Raw genomic sequence first — 15,510 nt, 5'->3', positions numbered from 1 at the left:
TCACAAACAACCCCACCAACAACCCTGAATTATCAGCCGATCAGCTCATCCGGGGTTTGCTGCCTGTCGTAGTGCAGCCTTAGCTGTTGCAAAGCGATCCGCAGCACCACCTTGCCCGAGCGCGCCGACCAGCCCAGTTGCCGTTCTGCCGCCTCCAGCCCCTCCAACTGGCAACAGCAGCGCACCACGATGTCACTCAGCCCCTCCCCAAGCGCTGACATCGCCTGTGCGGCCCGCTCCTTTGCTGCAACCGCCGCCTGCCCCGGTCCGCGCCGGTTGTGGCCGATCCCGATGGGTGCACTCACACGCTCACCCAGATGTTCGGCGACCTCGGCCAGTTCGAAATCTTCGCGAAACCGCTCTCCCGCGCGGACCAGATCCGGTGTCAGAAAAGGGGCGCCCTTTTCATCAAGGCGGCGGGCCAGCATGTGCAACGGGGTTTCCGCCAAGCCATAGCGCACCCGGCGGCGACGTTTGCGCAGGCGGGCTGCAGCGCGGCTGGCATTGACGGCACTGTCGCGTTGCGCGCGCGCCCGGTTTTCGCAGCCGGCCACGATCCGGCTCAGCGCATTGCGTCCCTCCTGCGTGATCCGGTAGCGGCTGATCCGACCGCGGCATGGGCAGGCGATCCAGTTTCGCAGAGCCAGCGCCTCGGCCAGGGTCCGCTCCACCACCAAGCGCGCTTCGCCTCCCTGTTCGGTGATCGCCGCCATGTCACGCACGACCACGGCCTTGTCCATGCCATCCGCAACCGCCAGCACCGCACCCTTGGGGCTGAGACAGGTCAGTGTTTCCACCACTTCCAGCTCAAACGCCTCCTCACTTCCAAGTGCTGCCCCAAAGGCCAGCGCCCGCGCCGACAGGGGGTGTGGCCCCGTCCGCTCTGCTGTCGGGGTCTCTGACCCATAGTGCTGGGCGGCAAGATTGCTGAGCGCACCGTCCACCAGCGGATCTTCGCGTCGCCGTTCAATGCGCCGCACCTGACGGAGGATTGTTGACGGGTGGCAACCCGCCTGTTTGGCCAGCAGCCGGATAGAGCGGCCCGCGAGCGTGTGTTCAAGATAGCGGGTCGCCTCGTCGGGCACCCACTCTGGCAGATTCGACACATCCATAGTTTGCATTTTCTCACCCCACTTTTGAACAGACGGGACCATCCTCCCAGCGGTCTCCTGCGTATATCCACCACCCTCCTTTCACCTACTGACCTGATTTCAAACAACAGTCCCAGGTAGGTCATCATTATTTTCAAATTTGTCTCAATCAATATTCAACAGTGCGTTCGCCAAACGGACCACCGCCGCAACACCCGCTTTGGTTGTGGTAGGATCGGCCAAATTCAGCCTGAGAGAGGAGAGGAAAATGCAAGATGTTCTGACCCAATTGAGCCAGCTGTCACGCCCCCGCCTGCTGGTCCAGGCCGCCAAAGCAGGGCTTTGCCACTATCACCGCGATCGCCATCTTGGCCCTATTTTGGGGGCAAATCCGCTGCCTCGCCCAGCAGCGGCTGCCGTGCTGCTGCTGGATCTGGAACGCCAATGCAATCACCTGCGCTGCGGCAAGGATCCGGCCTATTCGGCACGCTCCCATATCGGCGTGCTGATCGCCCTGATGGGAGAGGCTGAAAATCTCCGCAAAATCGGGACGGCTGATGCGCAAAGCGACTGATGAGGCCAGATTTTCCCTGACTTCCGAACAGGAAATCCCGCCACGGCAAAACAAAAACGGCGGCCCTAAGGACCGCCGCATGTTTGCAAGGACGCACCAGCCGGAGACATCCGGCCAGCGCTGTCGTGCCTTAGATAAAGGCGTCCGGCATGGAGGCCTTCTTCTCGGCCACATAGGCTTCGAGCTTGGCCAGGATCTCCGGATCGATGGCCGGCGCCTGATAGGCGTTCAGCAGCGTTTCAACACGGTTGCTCGCCAGGGCGATGGTGTCGCGCGCGCCTTCTTCTTCCCAGGTCTCAAACGGCTTGTAGTCCAGAAGCTCTGTCTTCCAGAAGGCATCCTTGAAGTTCGCCTGAGTGTGGGCACAGCCGAGATAGTGACCACCGGGGCCCACTTCGCGGATCGCATCCATTGCTTGCGCGTTTTCGTCGATCTCGACGCCCTTGGCGAGCCCGTGAAGCACACCCAGCTGATCGGCGTCCATGACGAACTTTTCAAAGTCGGCCACAAGACCACCTTCGAGCCAACCACAAGAGTGCAGCTGGAAGTTCACACCGGACAGAAGGCCCATGTTCAGCGAGTTCGCGGTCTCATAGGCGGCCTGCGCATCCGGCAGTTTGGAGCCACAGAAAGACCCGGCCGAACGATACGGCAGGTTCATGCGACGTGCCAGCTGACCTGCGCCATAGGTGATATGCGAGGTTTCGGGCGTGCCAAAGGTCGGCGCACCAGAGTTCATGTCGATCGATGTCACCATCGCGCCAAAGATCACCGGCGCACCCGGACGCACCAGCTGGCTATAGGCCACACCGGCCAGAACTTCGGCCAGAACCTGTGTCAGGGTGCCGGCAATCGACACCGGCGCCATTGCACCGCCCACGATGAAGGGCGAGATGATGCAGGCCTGATTGTGCTCGGCATAGACTTCCAGAGCGCCCATCATCACATCATCAAAGGTCATCGGCGAGTTGATGTTGATGAGCGAGGTCATCACCGTGTTGTCGCGCACGAATTCCTTGCCGAACAGGATTTCGCACATCTCGACGGAATCCTTGGCGCGGCTCGGGTCGGTCACAGAGCCCATGAACGGCTTGTCGCTCAGGGTCATATGGGCCATCAGCATGTCGAGGTGACGCTTGTTCACCGGCACATCGGTCGGCTCGCAAACGGTGCCACCAGAGTGGTGCAACCACTTCGACATATAGCCGAGTTTCACGAACTTCTGGAAATCATCCAGCGTCGCGTAACGGCGGCCACCTTTGGCATCGCGCACGAACGGAGGGCCGTAGACAGGCGCCAGCACCATGTTCTTGCCGCCAACCACAACCGATTTTTCGGGGTTGCGGGCGTGCTGGGTGAACTCGGAAGGGGCGGTTTTGCACAGTTCGCGGGCCAGGCCACGCGGGATGCGCACGCGTTCGCCTTCAACTATTGCACCTGCTGCGCGCCAGCGCTCCAATGCGGCCGGGTTGTCAACAAAGTTGACGCCGACTTCTTCCAGAATGATATCTGCGTTGGTCTCGATGACCTGCAGCGCTTCCTCGCTCAGAACTTCAAAGTTCGGGATGTTGCGCTCGATGTACTTTGCGGTCTCGATCTTGACGCCAGTGCGCTCAGCGCGGCGCGCGGCACCACCGCCTCCACGGGCGCGACGACGGGGGGCTGCAGAAGCTGCATCTGTCATGGTTTTTCCTCACCACAGGCATTTCGTTGCATCGGTGATTATCCCGCCACGCCAAACAAGCGCCGCAGATTTACGTCCTCTGGCGTTGAAAAGCGACATTTCGGTCAGGTTTCCCACAATTTCCGACAGGTTCGCGCAGGATCGCGCCGCAAAACCTGGCCCCCTTGCTGTTCCGTGCTGCGGTCGGTCGAATTGATCCGCGATCATGGCGCGCAACCGCGAAAATACCTTGCGAAATCCGCGCCGCTGCCCTATGGCGCGTGCATGACAGAGACATCCCACGACCGCCTTCTCATCATCGACTTTGGCAGCCAGGTCACGCAGCTGATTGCGCGCCGTCTGCGCGAGCTGAACGTCTATTGCGAAATCCACCCCTATCAGAATGTCACGATGGACTTTGTGCGCGAGATGGCGCCCAAAGCCGTGATCTTTTCTGGTGGCCCCGACAGCGTGACCCGCGAGGGCAGCCCCCGTGCGCCACAGGAGATCTTTGATCTGGGTGTGCCGATCCTCGGGATCTGCTATGGCCAGCAGGTGATGATGCACCAGCTCGGCGGCAAAGTGCTGTCGGGTCATGGCACCGCTGAATTTGGTCGTGCCTATGTCACCCCCACGGTCGACAGCCTGCCGCTTTTGGATGGCTGGTTTGCAGATGACAGCGACCGCGAACAGGTCTGGATGTCTCATGGCGACCACGTCAGTGAAATCGCACCCGGCTTTGAGGTCTATGGCACCTCCCCCAACGCGCCTTTTGCGATCACCGCAGATGTGTCGCGCAACTTCTACGCAGTTCAGTTCCACCCGGAAGTGCATCACACCCCGAATGGTGCGAAACTCTATGAGAACTTTGTCAAAATCGCGGGCTTCACCGGCGATTGGACGATGGGTGCCTACCGCGAGCAGGCGATCCAGGCGATCCGCGATCAGGTTGGCGACAAGAAAGTCATCTGCGGCCTCTCCGGCGGCGTTGACAGCTCGGTTGCAGCGATCCTGATCCACGAGGCGATTGGCGATCAGCTGACCTGTGTGTTCGTCGACCACGGCCTTCTGCGCAAGAACGAGGCCGAAGAGGTCGTCACGATGTTCCGTGACAACTACAACATCCAGCTGATCCACGCAGATGAAAGCGACCTGTTCCTGGGTGAACTGGATGGCCAGTCGGACCCGGAAACCAAGCGCAAGATCATCGGCAAGCTGTTCATCGACGTGTTCCAGAAACACGCCGACACCATCGAGGGTGCCGAGTTCCTGGCGCAGGGCACGCTTTACCCCGATGTGATTGAATCGGTGTCCTTCTCGGGCGGGCCTTCGGTCACCATCAAATCCCACCACAACGTGGGCGGCCTGCCGGAAAAGATGGGTCTGAAACTGGTCGAGCCGCTGCGCGAGCTGTTCAAGGACGAGGTCCGCGCGCTTGGCCGCGAATTGGGTCTGCCCCAGAGCTTCATCGGCCGCCACCCCTTCCCCGGACCGGGTCTGGCGATCCGCTGCCCCGGCGAGATCACCCGCGAAAAGCTGGAGATCCTGCGCGAGGCGGATGCGATCTATATCGACCAGATCCGCAAGCACGGTCTTTACGACGAAATCTGGCAGGCGTTTGTGGCCATCCTGCCGGTTCGCACCGTTGGCGTGATGGGCGACGGGCGCACCTATGATTATGCCTGTGCGCTGCGCGCGGTGACCTCGGTTGATGGCATGACCGCGGATTACTACCCGTTCAGCCACGAGTTCCTCGGCGAGACCGCGACCCGGATCATCAACGAAGTCAAAGGCATCAACCGCTGCACCTATGACATCACCTCGAAGCCTCCCGGCACCATCGAGTGGGAATGATCTGATCCTACAAAACCCCGGCCCCCGCGGCCGGGGTTTTTCTTTGGAGCCCCGGTGGTCCTATCGGGGCCGATGGAATGAAATTCACTTCGATATTAGTAAAATAGTTACGACCTTCGGAGAAAATCGGAGCAGTCGCTTTGGATCTTGGCCACTCAGGCCGTTGGGGTCTCCGGCGTCGTGCGAAGCGGAGCAGTGTAGCTGGAAGGTTAATTGAGTGAACGACACGGATTATGACCGCAACGGCTGGCATCTTTCAAAGGGTCTTCTTGCGCCTGAAGATTTATCGGCAATTGATACACTTATCCTGGACAAAATTCGGGAGCATTTGCCCCAAGCGAAGTCCATTCAGGATCGCGCCTGGGTTGAATTTGCAATTCGGAAACCAGAGGTTGTCACCTTGGTTTACGACTCGATCAGAGACCACCCGGCCATCCTTGACCTCGGGCGCAATCCTAAGATCACAGCAGTGGTTAAGGATTTCCTTGACGCCCCTGTGTTGTACCGAAAGGTTCCACTTAGAATTGACGTTCCCTTTGAGAACAAAGAGCTCGCTTTCTGGCATCAGGATGACTTCTACGTACAAGGAAACAAAAAAGAGCTAACGGTCTGGATACCGTTGCAAGATACGTATGCACATACCGGTGCGCTCTCGGTAATGACGTCCAGCCATAAAACAGGCCCCATCCCCCATACCTATAAAGTCGGCAAGAAATCACTACCGACGGGGATCTTTGATCAGCCAATAAGTATTGTCGAAATGGAACGCGGCGGTGCCTTGTTCTTCAGCTCATATCTGGTCCACTCATCAAACTTGAACATTTCAGATCAGATCCGCTACTCAATTCAACTACGTTACTCATCCTCGAACGCCGGATCGCATTCGAAGTTGATGAAAGGAACAATAAATGTCTGAAACCATGGTGAAACATAGCCGGGAACCTCGCAACCAATCAGCAGGCGACTTGAACCAATTTGCAGCTATGGAGAATCTATTTCTCTCGGACACCGACAGCGTTGTTGACCGCCTTGATGCATTTCCCAAATACGCCTCAAGGCAGTCCATTGCAAAGTTCCTGACAAAATATGAACTTTTTCAGAAAGTTCTTCACGTGAATGGCTCCATTGTCGAGGGCGGGGTGCTTCACGGAGGTGGGACGATGGCTTGGGCAAAATTATCATCGATCCTGGAACCAGCCAACCACACCCGCAAGGTAATCGGCTTTGATACATTCGGTGGATTTCCATCGGTAGATGCCAAAGATTTGCGTGGCAACGACGGCACATTGACCAAAGTTGGCGAGCTCAAAGGCTCTCCATTAGACCGGGTGAACGAGGCGGTCCGCACCTACGATCTAAATCGCCCGCTAAATCACATACCGAAAGTTGAGTTGGTTCAGGGTGACATTGCAGAGACTGCGCCAGCCTACCTTGAAGATAACCCACATTTGGTTGTGAGTCTGCTTTATCTGGATGTCGATCTTTACGAGCCAACCAAAGTACTACTGGAAACCTTTGTTCCGCGAATGCCTAAAGGTGCGGTCATTGTTTTTGATGAACTGAACGCAAAGATGTTTCCAGGTGAGACTCGCGCGGTGGATGAAGTGCTCGGGCTAAAAAATATCCGGATAAAGCGTTTCAGTTTCGATAGTTATGTGTCATATGCCGTGATCGAATAAACGGACGTCCTCTGCCTGATCGCTGCGTGTAGACACACATAGACCGTCACGAGAGACGCCACAGCTACCCATTTCTGACAGCAACTATTGACCCAACATCGGTTTTACCCCTTTCTCCTGCTAAAAGAAGATCGGGGGCACAATGGCAGAGCAGGACGCGCAGATTGGCAAGGCCGCGCTTTGGATGGTGGGGGCGATTGTGTCGTTTTCGTCCATGGCCATTGCAGGCCGTGAAGCGGGGCTGACGCTTGATACGTTTGAGATCATGACCTACCGCAGTCTGGTGGGGCTGGTCATCGTCGTGGCGATCCTTACGATCAGCCAATCCTGGCACAAGGTGCGCCGGGACAGGCTGGGGCTGCATCTGATCCGCAATGCTGCTCATTTCACTGGCCAGAACCTCTGGTTTTTTGCGGTGACGCTGATCCCGCTGGCGCAGGTTTTTGCGCTGGAGTTCACCTCTCCCCTCTGGGTGCTGATCCTGTCTCCGCTTCTGCTGGGAGAGCGGATGACGCGCCCGAAAGTGCTGGCAGCGACCCTTGGGTTCATCGGGATCCTGATTGTGGCCCGCCCCAGCCCGGAAACCCTGAATGCAGGGATCGTGACCGCTGCGGGTTCTGCAATCTTCTTTGCGCTGACCATCATCTTTACCAAGCGGCTGACCCGCCATGAAGGGATTGCCTCTATCCTGCTGTGGCTGACGCTGATGCAACTGGTGATGGGGGGGGCAATGGCAGGCTGGGATGGCAACATTGCTTTGCCTGATGCCGCAACGTCGCCTTGGCTGCTGGTGATCGGCTGTGCAGGTCTGGCGGCACATTTCTGCATGACCAACGCGCTATCTGTTGCGCCTGCGACGGTTGTTGTTCCGGTGGATTTTGCGCGCCTGCCAACAATCGCGATCCTTGGAATGATCCTTTATGGTGAGGCACTTGACCTGTGGATCCTGCTTGGTGCCTGCGTGATCTTTGCGGCGAACTACATCAATATTCTCGATGCAGCCGGCCGGTTGTCGGGTGCAAATGGCGCCAAAAAATCACACTGACAGAGCGGTTTGCACCCTGCCGCTAATTGCCTCTGCGTCAACGTTGACCGAAAAAAACGCCCTTGCTAGCGTCCCAAGCTAGTTACAACCAGGCAGATATGGCCTGGACAGGGAGGAACAATGAAACGCTATCTTGCAACATCAGCGGCTCTTGCGCTGGTTTCCGCCGGCACGGCCATGGCGAGCGGCCTGGACCGCACCGGCCAGCCCATCGGCATCATCTTTGAAGAGGGCAACTACGCGGAGTTTTCCGTCGCGACCACATCCGTGGACCTTTCGGGCAATGACCGCGCCACCAGCACCGCGGGCACCACGCTCAACCCGTTCCGCTCTGCGACCGGTGATGTTGGCGACCGTTTCAACATGTTTGGCGCAGGCTACAAACGTGACCTGAACGAGCAGCTGTCCTTTGCGCTGATCTTCGACCAGCCCTGGGGTGTTGACGTGAACTACCCCGTTGGCAGCTCTGCGCTGCTGGGCGGTACCACGGCGGTTGCAGATTCCAACTCGCTCACGGCTCTGCTGCGCTACAAGTTCAATGACAACTTCAGCGTTCACGGCGGGATCCGCTATCAGGAAATCGACGGTGCGATCAACCTCGCAGGTGGCGCCTACAGCTCGATCGGTAGCCAGTACAACGTGCGGGTCAACAAAGACGGAGCCTTTGGCTGGGTCGCAGGCGTTGCTTATGAAATCCCCGAAATCGCGCTGCGCGCTGCTCTGACCTACTCCTCTGAAATCGAACATGATTTCAGCCTGACGGAAACATTTGCAACGGGCGCATCGGTTGGAACCTCGACCAAGACCAAGACGCCGCAGTCCGTCAATCTGGACCTTCAGACCGGCATCGCCGAAGACACGCTGCTGTTTGGTGGCATTCGCTGGGCCGAGCACAGCGTCACCGATCTCGTCGTGCCGGGCCTCAGCACCCAAGCGAGCCGCTCCATCGATCTGATCGATCTTGACGATTCCGTCACCTACACATTGGGTGTCGGCCGCAAGTTCAACGAGAACTGGTCTGCCTCTATCGCGGTGATCTACGCTGATGTGGACGGCGACAACCTGGTGTCCCCTCTCGCGCCGACCCACGGCTACGAGGCGATCCGCCTGGGCGTTCAGTACACTCAGGACAAGATGAAGATCTCTGCGGGCATCCGCTACACCCGTCTGGGTGACGCAATCGCAGCGCCCGGTGGCGTTGGCGTTGCAGACTTCAGCGACAATGACGCGGTCAGCTTTGGCGTGAAAGTCGGCTACAGCTTCTGATCCCGTGACAGGCCGCGCCCCAGCGCGGTAACCAGACAGCCCCCGCATCCCGGTGATGCGGGGGTTTTCATTTGTCCGCAGCTTGGGCAGGCGAACGCGGGACATCTGGTCGCGATTGACCCACGCGACATTGGTCAGTAGCAAGGCAAAGAACCAAAAGGGACCGGATTTCAGATGCTTTATTCCTCTGCCGAAGAGTGGCGCAACGCGCCCCAGAAACGGGTTTTATTCTTTGGCATGTCCGGTCTGGGCAAAACATATATCTCCAACATCCTGCGGGGTTCGGGGAGCTGGTTTCACTATTCGATCGATTACCGCATCGGCACCCGCTACATGGGCGAATACATCGCCGACAATGCCAAGGCAGAGGCGATGAAAGTCCCGTTTCTGCGCGATCTGCTGCTGTCGGATTCCATCTATATCGGCTCAAACATCAGCTTCGAAAATCTCACCCCCGTTGCCTCTTATCTTGGCAAACCCGGCAACCCGGACAAAGGCGGGCTGCCGATGGCGGAATATACCCGCCGTCAGGACCAGTTCCGCACCGCCGAGCTGAATGCGCTGCGCGACACCGGCTATTTCATCGACCGGGCCGAACGGCTTTACGATTATCCCAACTTCATCTGTGACACCGGTGGCAGCATCTGCGAATGGGTAGAGGCCGACGATCCGAGCGATCCGCTGCTGACGCAGCTGTCGCAGCAGACCCTGATGGTCTGGATCAAAGGGGACGAGGCCCACACCCAGGAATTGATCCGCCGCTTTGACAGAGCCCCCAAGCCGATGGCCTATCAGCCGGCCTTTCTCGCGCGGGTCTGGCAAGAGTATCTAAAGGAAAACGCCCTATCCGAGGAACAGGTCGACCCCGACACCTTTATCCGCTGGACCTATGCCCAGGCCCTGGCACACCGCCAGCCCCGCTATGAGGCGATGGCGAAAAACTGGGGGGTTACGGTCACCGCCGACCAGATTGCCTCGGTTCGAAGTGAGGCTGATTTCACAGACGTGATCGCCAACGCTCTTGAGCTTCGGGCACAGGCCTTCTAGATCTCACCATCCCGGACCTCAGAACGAGGCCGCCATACGACGAAAAAGGATAAGACATGCCGATCAAGATCCCCGCTGACCTGCCCGCCTATGACGTTCTCACGAACGAAGGCGTGATGGTCATGTCGCCGGATCAGGCGGCACGTCAGGACATCCGCCCCCTGCGCATCGGTTTGCTGAACCTGATGCCCAAGAAAATCCAGACGGAAAACCAGTTTGCCCGCCTGATCGGTGCAACGCCGCTGCAGATTGAACTGTCACTGATCCGCATGACAGAACATCAGACCCGCAATACTGCCGCCGAGCATATGGCAGAGTTCTACCGCCCGTTTCAGGAGATCAAGGACGAACGATTTGACGGGCTCATCATCACCGGCGCCCCGATTGAGCACCTGCCGTTTGACGATGTGACCTATTGGGACGAACTGCGCGAGGTCTTTGACTGGACCCAGACCAATGTCCACTCCACCTTTGGCGTCTGCTGGGGTGGGATGGCGATGATCAACTACTTCCACGGCGTGAAAAAACACATGCTGGATCACAAGGCATTCGGCTGTTTCCGTCACCAGAACATGGACCCCGCATCCCCCTATCTGCGCGGGTTCTCTGATGACTGTGTGATCCCCGTCTCGCGCTGGACCGAAATCCGCCAGGATGAAATTGATGCGCGCCCCGGTCTGACCACTCTTCTCGGCAGCCCCGAAGTCGGCCCCTGTCTGGTGCAGGATCCGGGTCATCGTGCGCTCTATATTTTCAATCACTTCGAATACGACAGTGATACGTTGAAACAGGAATATGATCGTGATGTCGAAAGCGGCACGCCGATCAATGTTCCGATCAACTACTACCCTGACGACGACCCGAGCCGCAAACCCCAGAACAGATGGCGCAGCCATGCCCATCTTCTTTATGGCAACTGGATCAATGACATCTACCAGTCGACCCCCTTCGATCTGGCAGAGATCGGCCGCTAAGGCCGTGCTGGCGACATCACTTGTCCTCGCACTGGGTGCGGGCGTCACATTGTGGCGGGCGTCGGTGCGCGAGGCGGTGGCGGTGGCAAACTACCCACCGCAAGGCCAGTTTCTGGAGGTCACAGGCGAACAGGTCCATGTTCTGGACTTGGGCCAGCCTGCCGGATGGTCGTCTGACGCCCCTGCCCCTGACCTGGTCCTGATCCACGGCGCCAGCGGCCATATCCGCGATATGAGTTTCCGGCTCGCCCCGGCGCTGCGCGATCGCTACCGCATCGTGATCGTTGACCGCCCCGGCCTGGGCTACAGCAGCCGGGCCGACCACACCGGCGCGAGCCTGGCCGAACAGGCCCGACTGATCCGCGGTGCCGTTGCCCAACTCGACGTGCGGGCGCCAATCGTTCTGGGCCAGAGCTATGGTGGCGGGGTTGCGCTTGCCTGGGCGCTGGATGCGCCTGGCTCTCTCTCTGCGCTGGTGACTGTCGGGGGGGTATCCCACCCCTGGCCCACACCCCTCAGCCGGTTTTACAAGATCACATCGTCGCCTTTGGGTCAGGCGCTGGTGGTCCCCCTGCTGACGGCCTTTGTGCCGCGCCAGACCATCCGCGACACCCTGACCGAAGTGTTTGAACCCCAGCCGGTTCCAGAGGGTTATTTCGACCACTTTGGCCCGGGGCTCACCTTGCGCCGCTCTGTCATGCGGGCCAATGCGCTGCAACGGGCAAACCTGCTGGCAGAAATCACCGCAATGGCCCCCCGTTACCCAGCGCTCCGCCTCCCGATCGAGGCCGTCCACGGCAGCGCAGACACAACTGTCAGCCTTGATCTGCACGCCCGGCAATTGGAACGCGATGCGCAGGCGGTCAACCTCACGGTGCTGGATGGGATTGGCCATATGCCCCATCAGGTCGCGACCGACGCCGTCGCCGCCGCGGTCGATCGTGCCGCAGAGCGGGCAGCAGCGCAGGCACGTCTTCGTTAAAACGATTCACATTTCGCGCCAAAGCCCCATATAAGGGTTAGAAGACAGAAGGAATTTCATATGCCCCTGCCCTTTGACGGTGCCATCAGCCGCTTTTACGAAGAGGATGCGCCACAGGACATCCGTGACGCGATTGGCGCCGCCGACAAGGACGACGTTCTGGACCCCAGCTATCCCTATGACGAGCGGATGGGGCGCAAGGCGTATGAAAAACAGATGCAGGCGCTGCAGATCGAATTGGTAAAGCTCCAGTCCTGGGTGCGCGACAGCGGTGCGCGGATTGCGATCCTGTTTGAGGGGCGCGACGCGGCTGGCAAAGGGGGCACGATCAAGCGGTTTCGCGAAAACCTGAACCCGCGTGGCGCCCGGATCGTGGCCCTGTCCAAACCCACAGAGCAAGAGCGCAGCCAATGGTATTTCCAGCGCTATATCGCCCATCTCCCCTCTGCCGGAGAGCTGACGTTCTTTGATCGCAGCTGGTACAATCGCGGTGTGGTCGAACCTGTTTTCGGCTTTTGCACCGAAGCCCAGAAAGAACACTTCTTTCATCAGGTTGGCGGCTTTGAAGAGGCGCTGACAGAGGATGGCATCCAGCTGTTCAAGATCTGGCTGAATGTGGGTCGCGCAGAGCAGCTGCGCCGGTTTCTTGCCCGCGAGCGCGACCCGCTGAAGCAATGGAAGCTGAGTTCCATTGACGTCAAGGGGCTGTCCCTTTGGGAGGAATACACAGCCGCGATTGGCGACACACTCAGCCGCAGCCATACGCCCCATGCGCCCTGGACCATTGTCCGCTCTGACGACAAACGCCGCGCCCGCCTCGCGGCCATCCGCAGTGTCCTGAGCCGCATCGACTATGCCAACAAAGACCACGAGGCGCTTGGCACGATTGACGCGGGCATCTGCGGCGGACCGGATCTGTGGAATGCCTAAACGCGGCTATCATCACGGCAACCTCCGGCAGGCGCTGGTCGAGGCCGCGCTCCACCTAATCGAGGCAAAGGGCCCCACGGGCTTTACCCTGTCGGAAGCCGCAAAACAGGCCGGGGTGACGCCCGCTGCCGTTTATCGCCATTTCGATGGGCGTGAGGATCTGATCGCAGAAGCCGGCCGACAGGGTTACATCATGTTTGCCGATCTGATGCAGCACGCCTACGACAAATACCAGCCCTCTGCACTGGCCGCATTTGAGGCAACCGGGCGGGCCTATCTCGCCTTTGCACGCAAACATCCGGGCCATTACATCGCAATGTTTGAAAGCGGCATATCCGTCAACCGCACCCCGGAGCTGGCCGAGGCCGCGGCCCGCGCGCGCGGCATCCTTGAGCGCGCGGCCTCTGATCTGAGCCAGCACATCCCCGCCGAGAAACGCCCACCCGCATCGATGTTTTCGGCACATGTCATGGCCATGAGCCACGGGGTGGTCGAGCTATATGCGCGCAACTCTCCCGGCGCCGCCTCCCCCTTCCCCCCCGAAGATCTTTTGGAGAGCGGCATCGGCATCTATCTGCGCGGACTGGGCCTGATTGAACCGGACAGGTGAACCTGCTACTGCCATCTGATAGGGCAGACGAAACGGGCCCGGCACGCGCCACCAACGCATCAACCACGCCCAGCATTTGCACCTGACATACCTCATAGAAAACAAGGCCTAAGATGAAGAGCTTGCTGTCGAAATGGAACCACCGGCGGAAGTTTCTCCGGGGAGAGAAGCGCGCCAACGAGACCGCGAAGGCAATCGAAGCCAAGCTGACACCGGGCGAGCGGGCTGAAATTGAGACCCTGATGTCTCGGTTCTCACCTTGGGAGAGCGGCCTTCCTTTGGTTCGTGTGGGCGGCGATCTCGATGGCGGCTATCTGCTTCCCGACGACTTTGACGGCATCCAAGCGCTCTACTCTCCCGGTGTGGATGAGACCGTTGGGTTTGACTTAGAAATCGCATCGCGGGGTATCGAGTGTTTTCTGGCCGATGGAACCGTCGAAGAACCCCGTAACCTTGCCCCCAATATGCACTTTGAAAAGATGATGATCGGCAATGGTCCGGCCGAGACCTTCATGTCGTTTGACTCTTGGGTCAACCGCACATCTCCCTCGGGTGATTTGTTGCTGCAGATGGACATCGAAGGCTTTGAATACAGCGTCCTGCCAGCGACACCGCGCGCTCTTCTGGATCGGTTCCGGATCATCGCCATTGAGCTGCACGAAATCGATAGGATGTTGCTTGGATCACGCCGGTCGGAACTGGCGTCTTTCATGGACTTGCTGTGCGAGAATCACGTTATTTGTCATCTTCACCCAAATACGGTCACGCCTCCTGTAACGATTCTTGGTCGTCAGATCCCACCACTGCTGGAACTCACTTTGATCCGGAAGGATCGGATAAAGGCCAAGCCGCTGTCGCCTGCCCCTTATCCGCACCCACTTGACGCGCCAAACAGTCACGATCTGCCAGTTCGTGATTTTCCAAAGTTCTGGTGACTCAACATGAACGTTTTTCTGATCAACCTTGACCGGGCACCGGATCGACGCGCTCATATGCTGAGCGAACTGTCGCGTCTGCTGCCAGGCACTGAGGTTCAACGCGCCCTTTGCGTGGACATCAAGGCTCCAGACTGGACGCCTCCTGCGGAATTCACCCCAGGCCGCTGGATGAGCGATCGCTGGGATCTCCCGGCAAGCGATATCGAAATCTTCCGCAGTCACATGGACTGTTGGAAGCGGATTGCTGCGTCTGGCCAGCCTGGACTGGTGCTTGAGGATGATCTTCTGTTTTCGGATGATTTTGGCCGGATCGCGTCAGAGTTGATGGCCAACGCACCGAAGGGAATTGTCAGACTGGACGCCGTTTCAACCCCCATGTTGCGCCGCGCGGGCACCGCCACAGATTGCGGATATCAGCTCAACCAGATCAAAACACTGGCACCAAGCGCGGCCGCATATGTCGTCGATCCTGACACAGCAGCCAACATGGCAGCGACGGCCCGCATTGAACGGACAGTTGATGATTATCTGTTCGACCCAGATCCAGCCGCTCGTGGTGCCCGAGGGCACACCCACCCGATTTATCAGATCGAGCCTGCCGCAGCTGTTCAGGCCCAATTCGGCTCTTACGCAGATTCGAGCCGTGACATTCCCGATTTCCTCAAGGCAACCAAGCGGACAGATGTCAGAACCCGCAAGGACCGTCAGTTTTCCGGTCCCCTGCTGTATCGTCTTCGCAAAGAGATCCTACGGATGCGCCACCGAAAGAAAGCCGCAGCTGAGATAAAGAAGGCGGACCAGTCCAAATACCGGTGGGGTCGTCCAGATTTAAACAAACAGCTCAGGTGGGATTGATC

15 protein-coding genes are annotated in these 15,510 nt (G+C 58.7%); 13 read left to right on the top strand and 2 right to left on the bottom strand.

The window, feature by feature from the left end:
* Nucleotides 1-32: 32 nt before the first annotated feature.
* Nucleotides 33-1,121: a DUF6456 domain-containing protein gene (locus tag NIT7645_RS06015; protein WP_050686344.1), complete on the bottom strand. Its 1,089-nt coding sequence runs from the start codon at nucleotides 1,119-1,121 to the stop codon at nucleotides 33-35.
* Nucleotides 1,122-1,359: 238 nt separating this feature from the next.
* On the opposite strand from NIT7645_RS06015, the gene NIT7645_RS06010 reads away from it, so the two are divergent.
* On the top strand, nucleotides 1,360-1,665 hold the full coding sequence (locus tag NIT7645_RS06010; RefSeq protein WP_050686342.1) for a DUF6477 family protein: 306 nt from the start codon (nucleotides 1,360-1,362) through the stop codon (nucleotides 1,663-1,665).
* 130 nt (nucleotides 1,666-1,795) lie between these two features.
* Here the strand turns inward: NIT7645_RS06010 and NIT7645_RS06005 are convergent, their stop codons facing one another.
* Nucleotides 1,796-3,349 carry a trimethylamine methyltransferase family protein gene (locus NIT7645_RS06005; protein ID WP_008560992.1) on the bottom strand — a complete coding sequence of 518 codons (1,554 nt, stop codon included), beginning with the start codon at nucleotides 3,347-3,349 and terminating at the stop codon, nucleotides 1,796-1,798.
* A gap of 264 nt (nucleotides 3,350-3,613) precedes the next feature.
* On the opposite strand from NIT7645_RS06005, the gene guaA reads away from it, so the two are divergent.
* From guaA to NIT7645_RS05945, 12 genes are all read left to right on the top strand, one after another.
* On the top strand, nucleotides 3,614-5,182 hold the full coding sequence (gene guaA / locus NIT7645_RS06000) for a glutamine-hydrolyzing GMP synthase (RefSeq protein WP_037302832.1): 1,569 nt from the start codon (nucleotides 3,614-3,616) through the stop codon (nucleotides 5,180-5,182).
* Nucleotides 5,183-5,399: 217 nt separating this feature from the next.
* Entirely contained in the window at nucleotides 5,400-6,098 is a 699-nt protein-coding gene (locus NIT7645_RS05995; RefSeq protein WP_008558902.1) for a phytanoyl-CoA dioxygenase family protein, read from the top strand.
* Nucleotides 6,091-6,861: a TylF/MycF/NovP-related O-methyltransferase gene (locus NIT7645_RS05990; RefSeq protein ID WP_207509028.1), complete on the top strand. Its 771-nt coding sequence runs from the start codon at nucleotides 6,091-6,093 to the stop codon at nucleotides 6,859-6,861. Before NIT7645_RS05995 ends, NIT7645_RS05990 begins: the two co-directional genes overlap by 8 nt.
* Before the next feature lie 142 nt (nucleotides 6,862-7,003).
* On the top strand, nucleotides 7,004-7,906 hold the full coding sequence (locus NIT7645_RS05985) for a DMT family transporter (protein ID WP_008562689.1): 903 nt from the start codon (nucleotides 7,004-7,006) through the stop codon (nucleotides 7,904-7,906).
* Nucleotides 7,907-8,026: 120 nt separating this feature from the next.
* The gene (locus NIT7645_RS05980) at nucleotides 8,027-9,172 is read left to right on the top strand and encodes an OmpP1/FadL family transporter (protein ID WP_008561143.1); all 1,146 of its coding nucleotides are present in this window, start codon (nucleotides 8,027-8,029) and stop codon (nucleotides 9,170-9,172) included.
* 174 nt (nucleotides 9,173-9,346) lie between these two features.
* Nucleotides 9,347-10,219, top strand: coding sequence for a hypothetical protein (locus NIT7645_RS05975; RefSeq protein ID WP_008558961.1), 873 nt, complete (start codon nucleotides 9,347-9,349; stop codon nucleotides 10,217-10,219).
* Nucleotides 10,220-10,275: 56 nt separating this feature from the next.
* Nucleotides 10,276-11,193, top strand: coding sequence for a homoserine O-acetyltransferase MetA (metA, locus tag NIT7645_RS05970; RefSeq protein ID WP_008562987.1), 918 nt, complete (start codon nucleotides 10,276-10,278; stop codon nucleotides 11,191-11,193).
* Nucleotides 11,144-12,175 (top strand): alpha/beta fold hydrolase, encoded by a 1,032-nt coding sequence (locus NIT7645_RS05965; RefSeq protein WP_050686340.1) that lies wholly within the window; start codon nucleotides 11,144-11,146, stop codon nucleotides 12,173-12,175. The genes metA and NIT7645_RS05965 overlap by 50 nt, the downstream gene beginning before the upstream one ends.
* A 60-nt stretch (nucleotides 12,176-12,235) precedes the next feature.
* Entirely contained in the window at nucleotides 12,236-13,105 is an 870-nt protein-coding gene (ppk2, locus tag NIT7645_RS05960; protein WP_008560418.1) for a polyphosphate kinase 2, read from the top strand.
* The gene (locus NIT7645_RS05955; protein ID WP_008560159.1) at nucleotides 13,098-13,715 is read left to right on the top strand and encodes a TetR/AcrR family transcriptional regulator; all 618 of its coding nucleotides are present in this window, start codon (nucleotides 13,098-13,100) and stop codon (nucleotides 13,713-13,715) included. The genes ppk2 and NIT7645_RS05955 overlap by 8 nt, the downstream gene beginning before the upstream one ends.
* Before the next feature lie 113 nt (nucleotides 13,716-13,828).
* The gene (locus NIT7645_RS05950; RefSeq protein WP_050686338.1) at nucleotides 13,829-14,650 is read left to right on the top strand and encodes a class I SAM-dependent methyltransferase; all 822 of its coding nucleotides are present in this window, start codon (nucleotides 13,829-13,831) and stop codon (nucleotides 14,648-14,650) included.
* A 6-nt stretch (nucleotides 14,651-14,656) separates the two neighbouring features.
* Nucleotides 14,657-15,508, top strand: coding sequence for a glycosyltransferase family 25 protein (locus tag NIT7645_RS05945; RefSeq protein WP_008558750.1), 852 nt, complete (start codon nucleotides 14,657-14,659; stop codon nucleotides 15,506-15,508).
* Nucleotides 15,509-15,510: the final 2 nt, after the last annotated feature.

The sequence above is a fragment of the Phaeobacter italicus genome (genome assembly GCF_001258055.1).
GTDB classification, from domain to species: Bacteria; Pseudomonadota; Alphaproteobacteria; order Rhodobacterales; family Rhodobacteraceae; genus Phaeobacter; species Phaeobacter italicus.
Note: the sequence above shows the minus strand (reverse complement) of the source record. Positions and strands in the feature narration are given on the sequence as shown.

Bases quoted from the DNA above. Each gene is read 5' to 3' on its own strand.
- NIT7645_RS05965 (WP_050686340.1), top strand. From the start codon at position 11,144: ATGACATCTACCAGTCGACCCCCTTCGATCTGGCAGAGATCGGCCGCT.
- NIT7645_RS05945 (WP_008558750.1), top strand. From the start codon at position 14,657: ATGAACGTTTTTCTGATCAACCTTGACCGGGCACCGGATCGACGCGCT.
- NIT7645_RS05955 (WP_008560159.1), top strand. From the start codon at position 13,098: ATGCCTAAACGCGGCTATCATCACGGCAACCTCCGGCAGGCGCTGGTC.
- NIT7645_RS05950 (WP_050686338.1), top strand. From the start codon at position 13,829: ATGAAGAGCTTGCTGTCGAAATGGAACCACCGGCGGAAGTTTCTCCGG.
- NIT7645_RS05975 (WP_008558961.1), top strand. From the start codon at position 9,347: ATGCTTTATTCCTCTGCCGAAGAGTGGCGCAACGCGCCCCAGAAACGG.
- ppk2 (WP_008560418.1), top strand. From the start codon at position 12,236: ATGCCCCTGCCCTTTGACGGTGCCATCAGCCGCTTTTACGAAGAGGAT.
- guaA (WP_037302832.1), top strand. From the start codon at position 3,614: ATGACAGAGACATCCCACGACCGCCTTCTCATCATCGACTTTGGCAGC.
- metA (WP_008562987.1), top strand. From the start codon at position 10,276: ATGCCGATCAAGATCCCCGCTGACCTGCCCGCCTATGACGTTCTCACG.
- NIT7645_RS05980 (WP_008561143.1), top strand. From the start codon at position 8,027: ATGAAACGCTATCTTGCAACATCAGCGGCTCTTGCGCTGGTTTCCGCC.
- NIT7645_RS05985 (WP_008562689.1), top strand. From the start codon at position 7,004: ATGGCAGAGCAGGACGCGCAGATTGGCAAGGCCGCGCTTTGGATGGTG.
- NIT7645_RS06005 (WP_008560992.1), bottom strand. From the start codon at position 3,349: ATGACAGATGCAGCTTCTGCAGCCCCCCGTCGTCGCGCCCGTGGAGGC.
- NIT7645_RS05990 (WP_207509028.1), top strand. From the start codon at position 6,091: ATGTCTGAAACCATGGTGAAACATAGCCGGGAACCTCGCAACCAATCA.
- NIT7645_RS06010 (WP_050686342.1), top strand. From the start codon at position 1,360: ATGCAAGATGTTCTGACCCAATTGAGCCAGCTGTCACGCCCCCGCCTG.
- NIT7645_RS06015 (WP_050686344.1), bottom strand. From the start codon at position 1,121: ATGCAAACTATGGATGTGTCGAATCTGCCAGAGTGGGTGCCCGACGAG.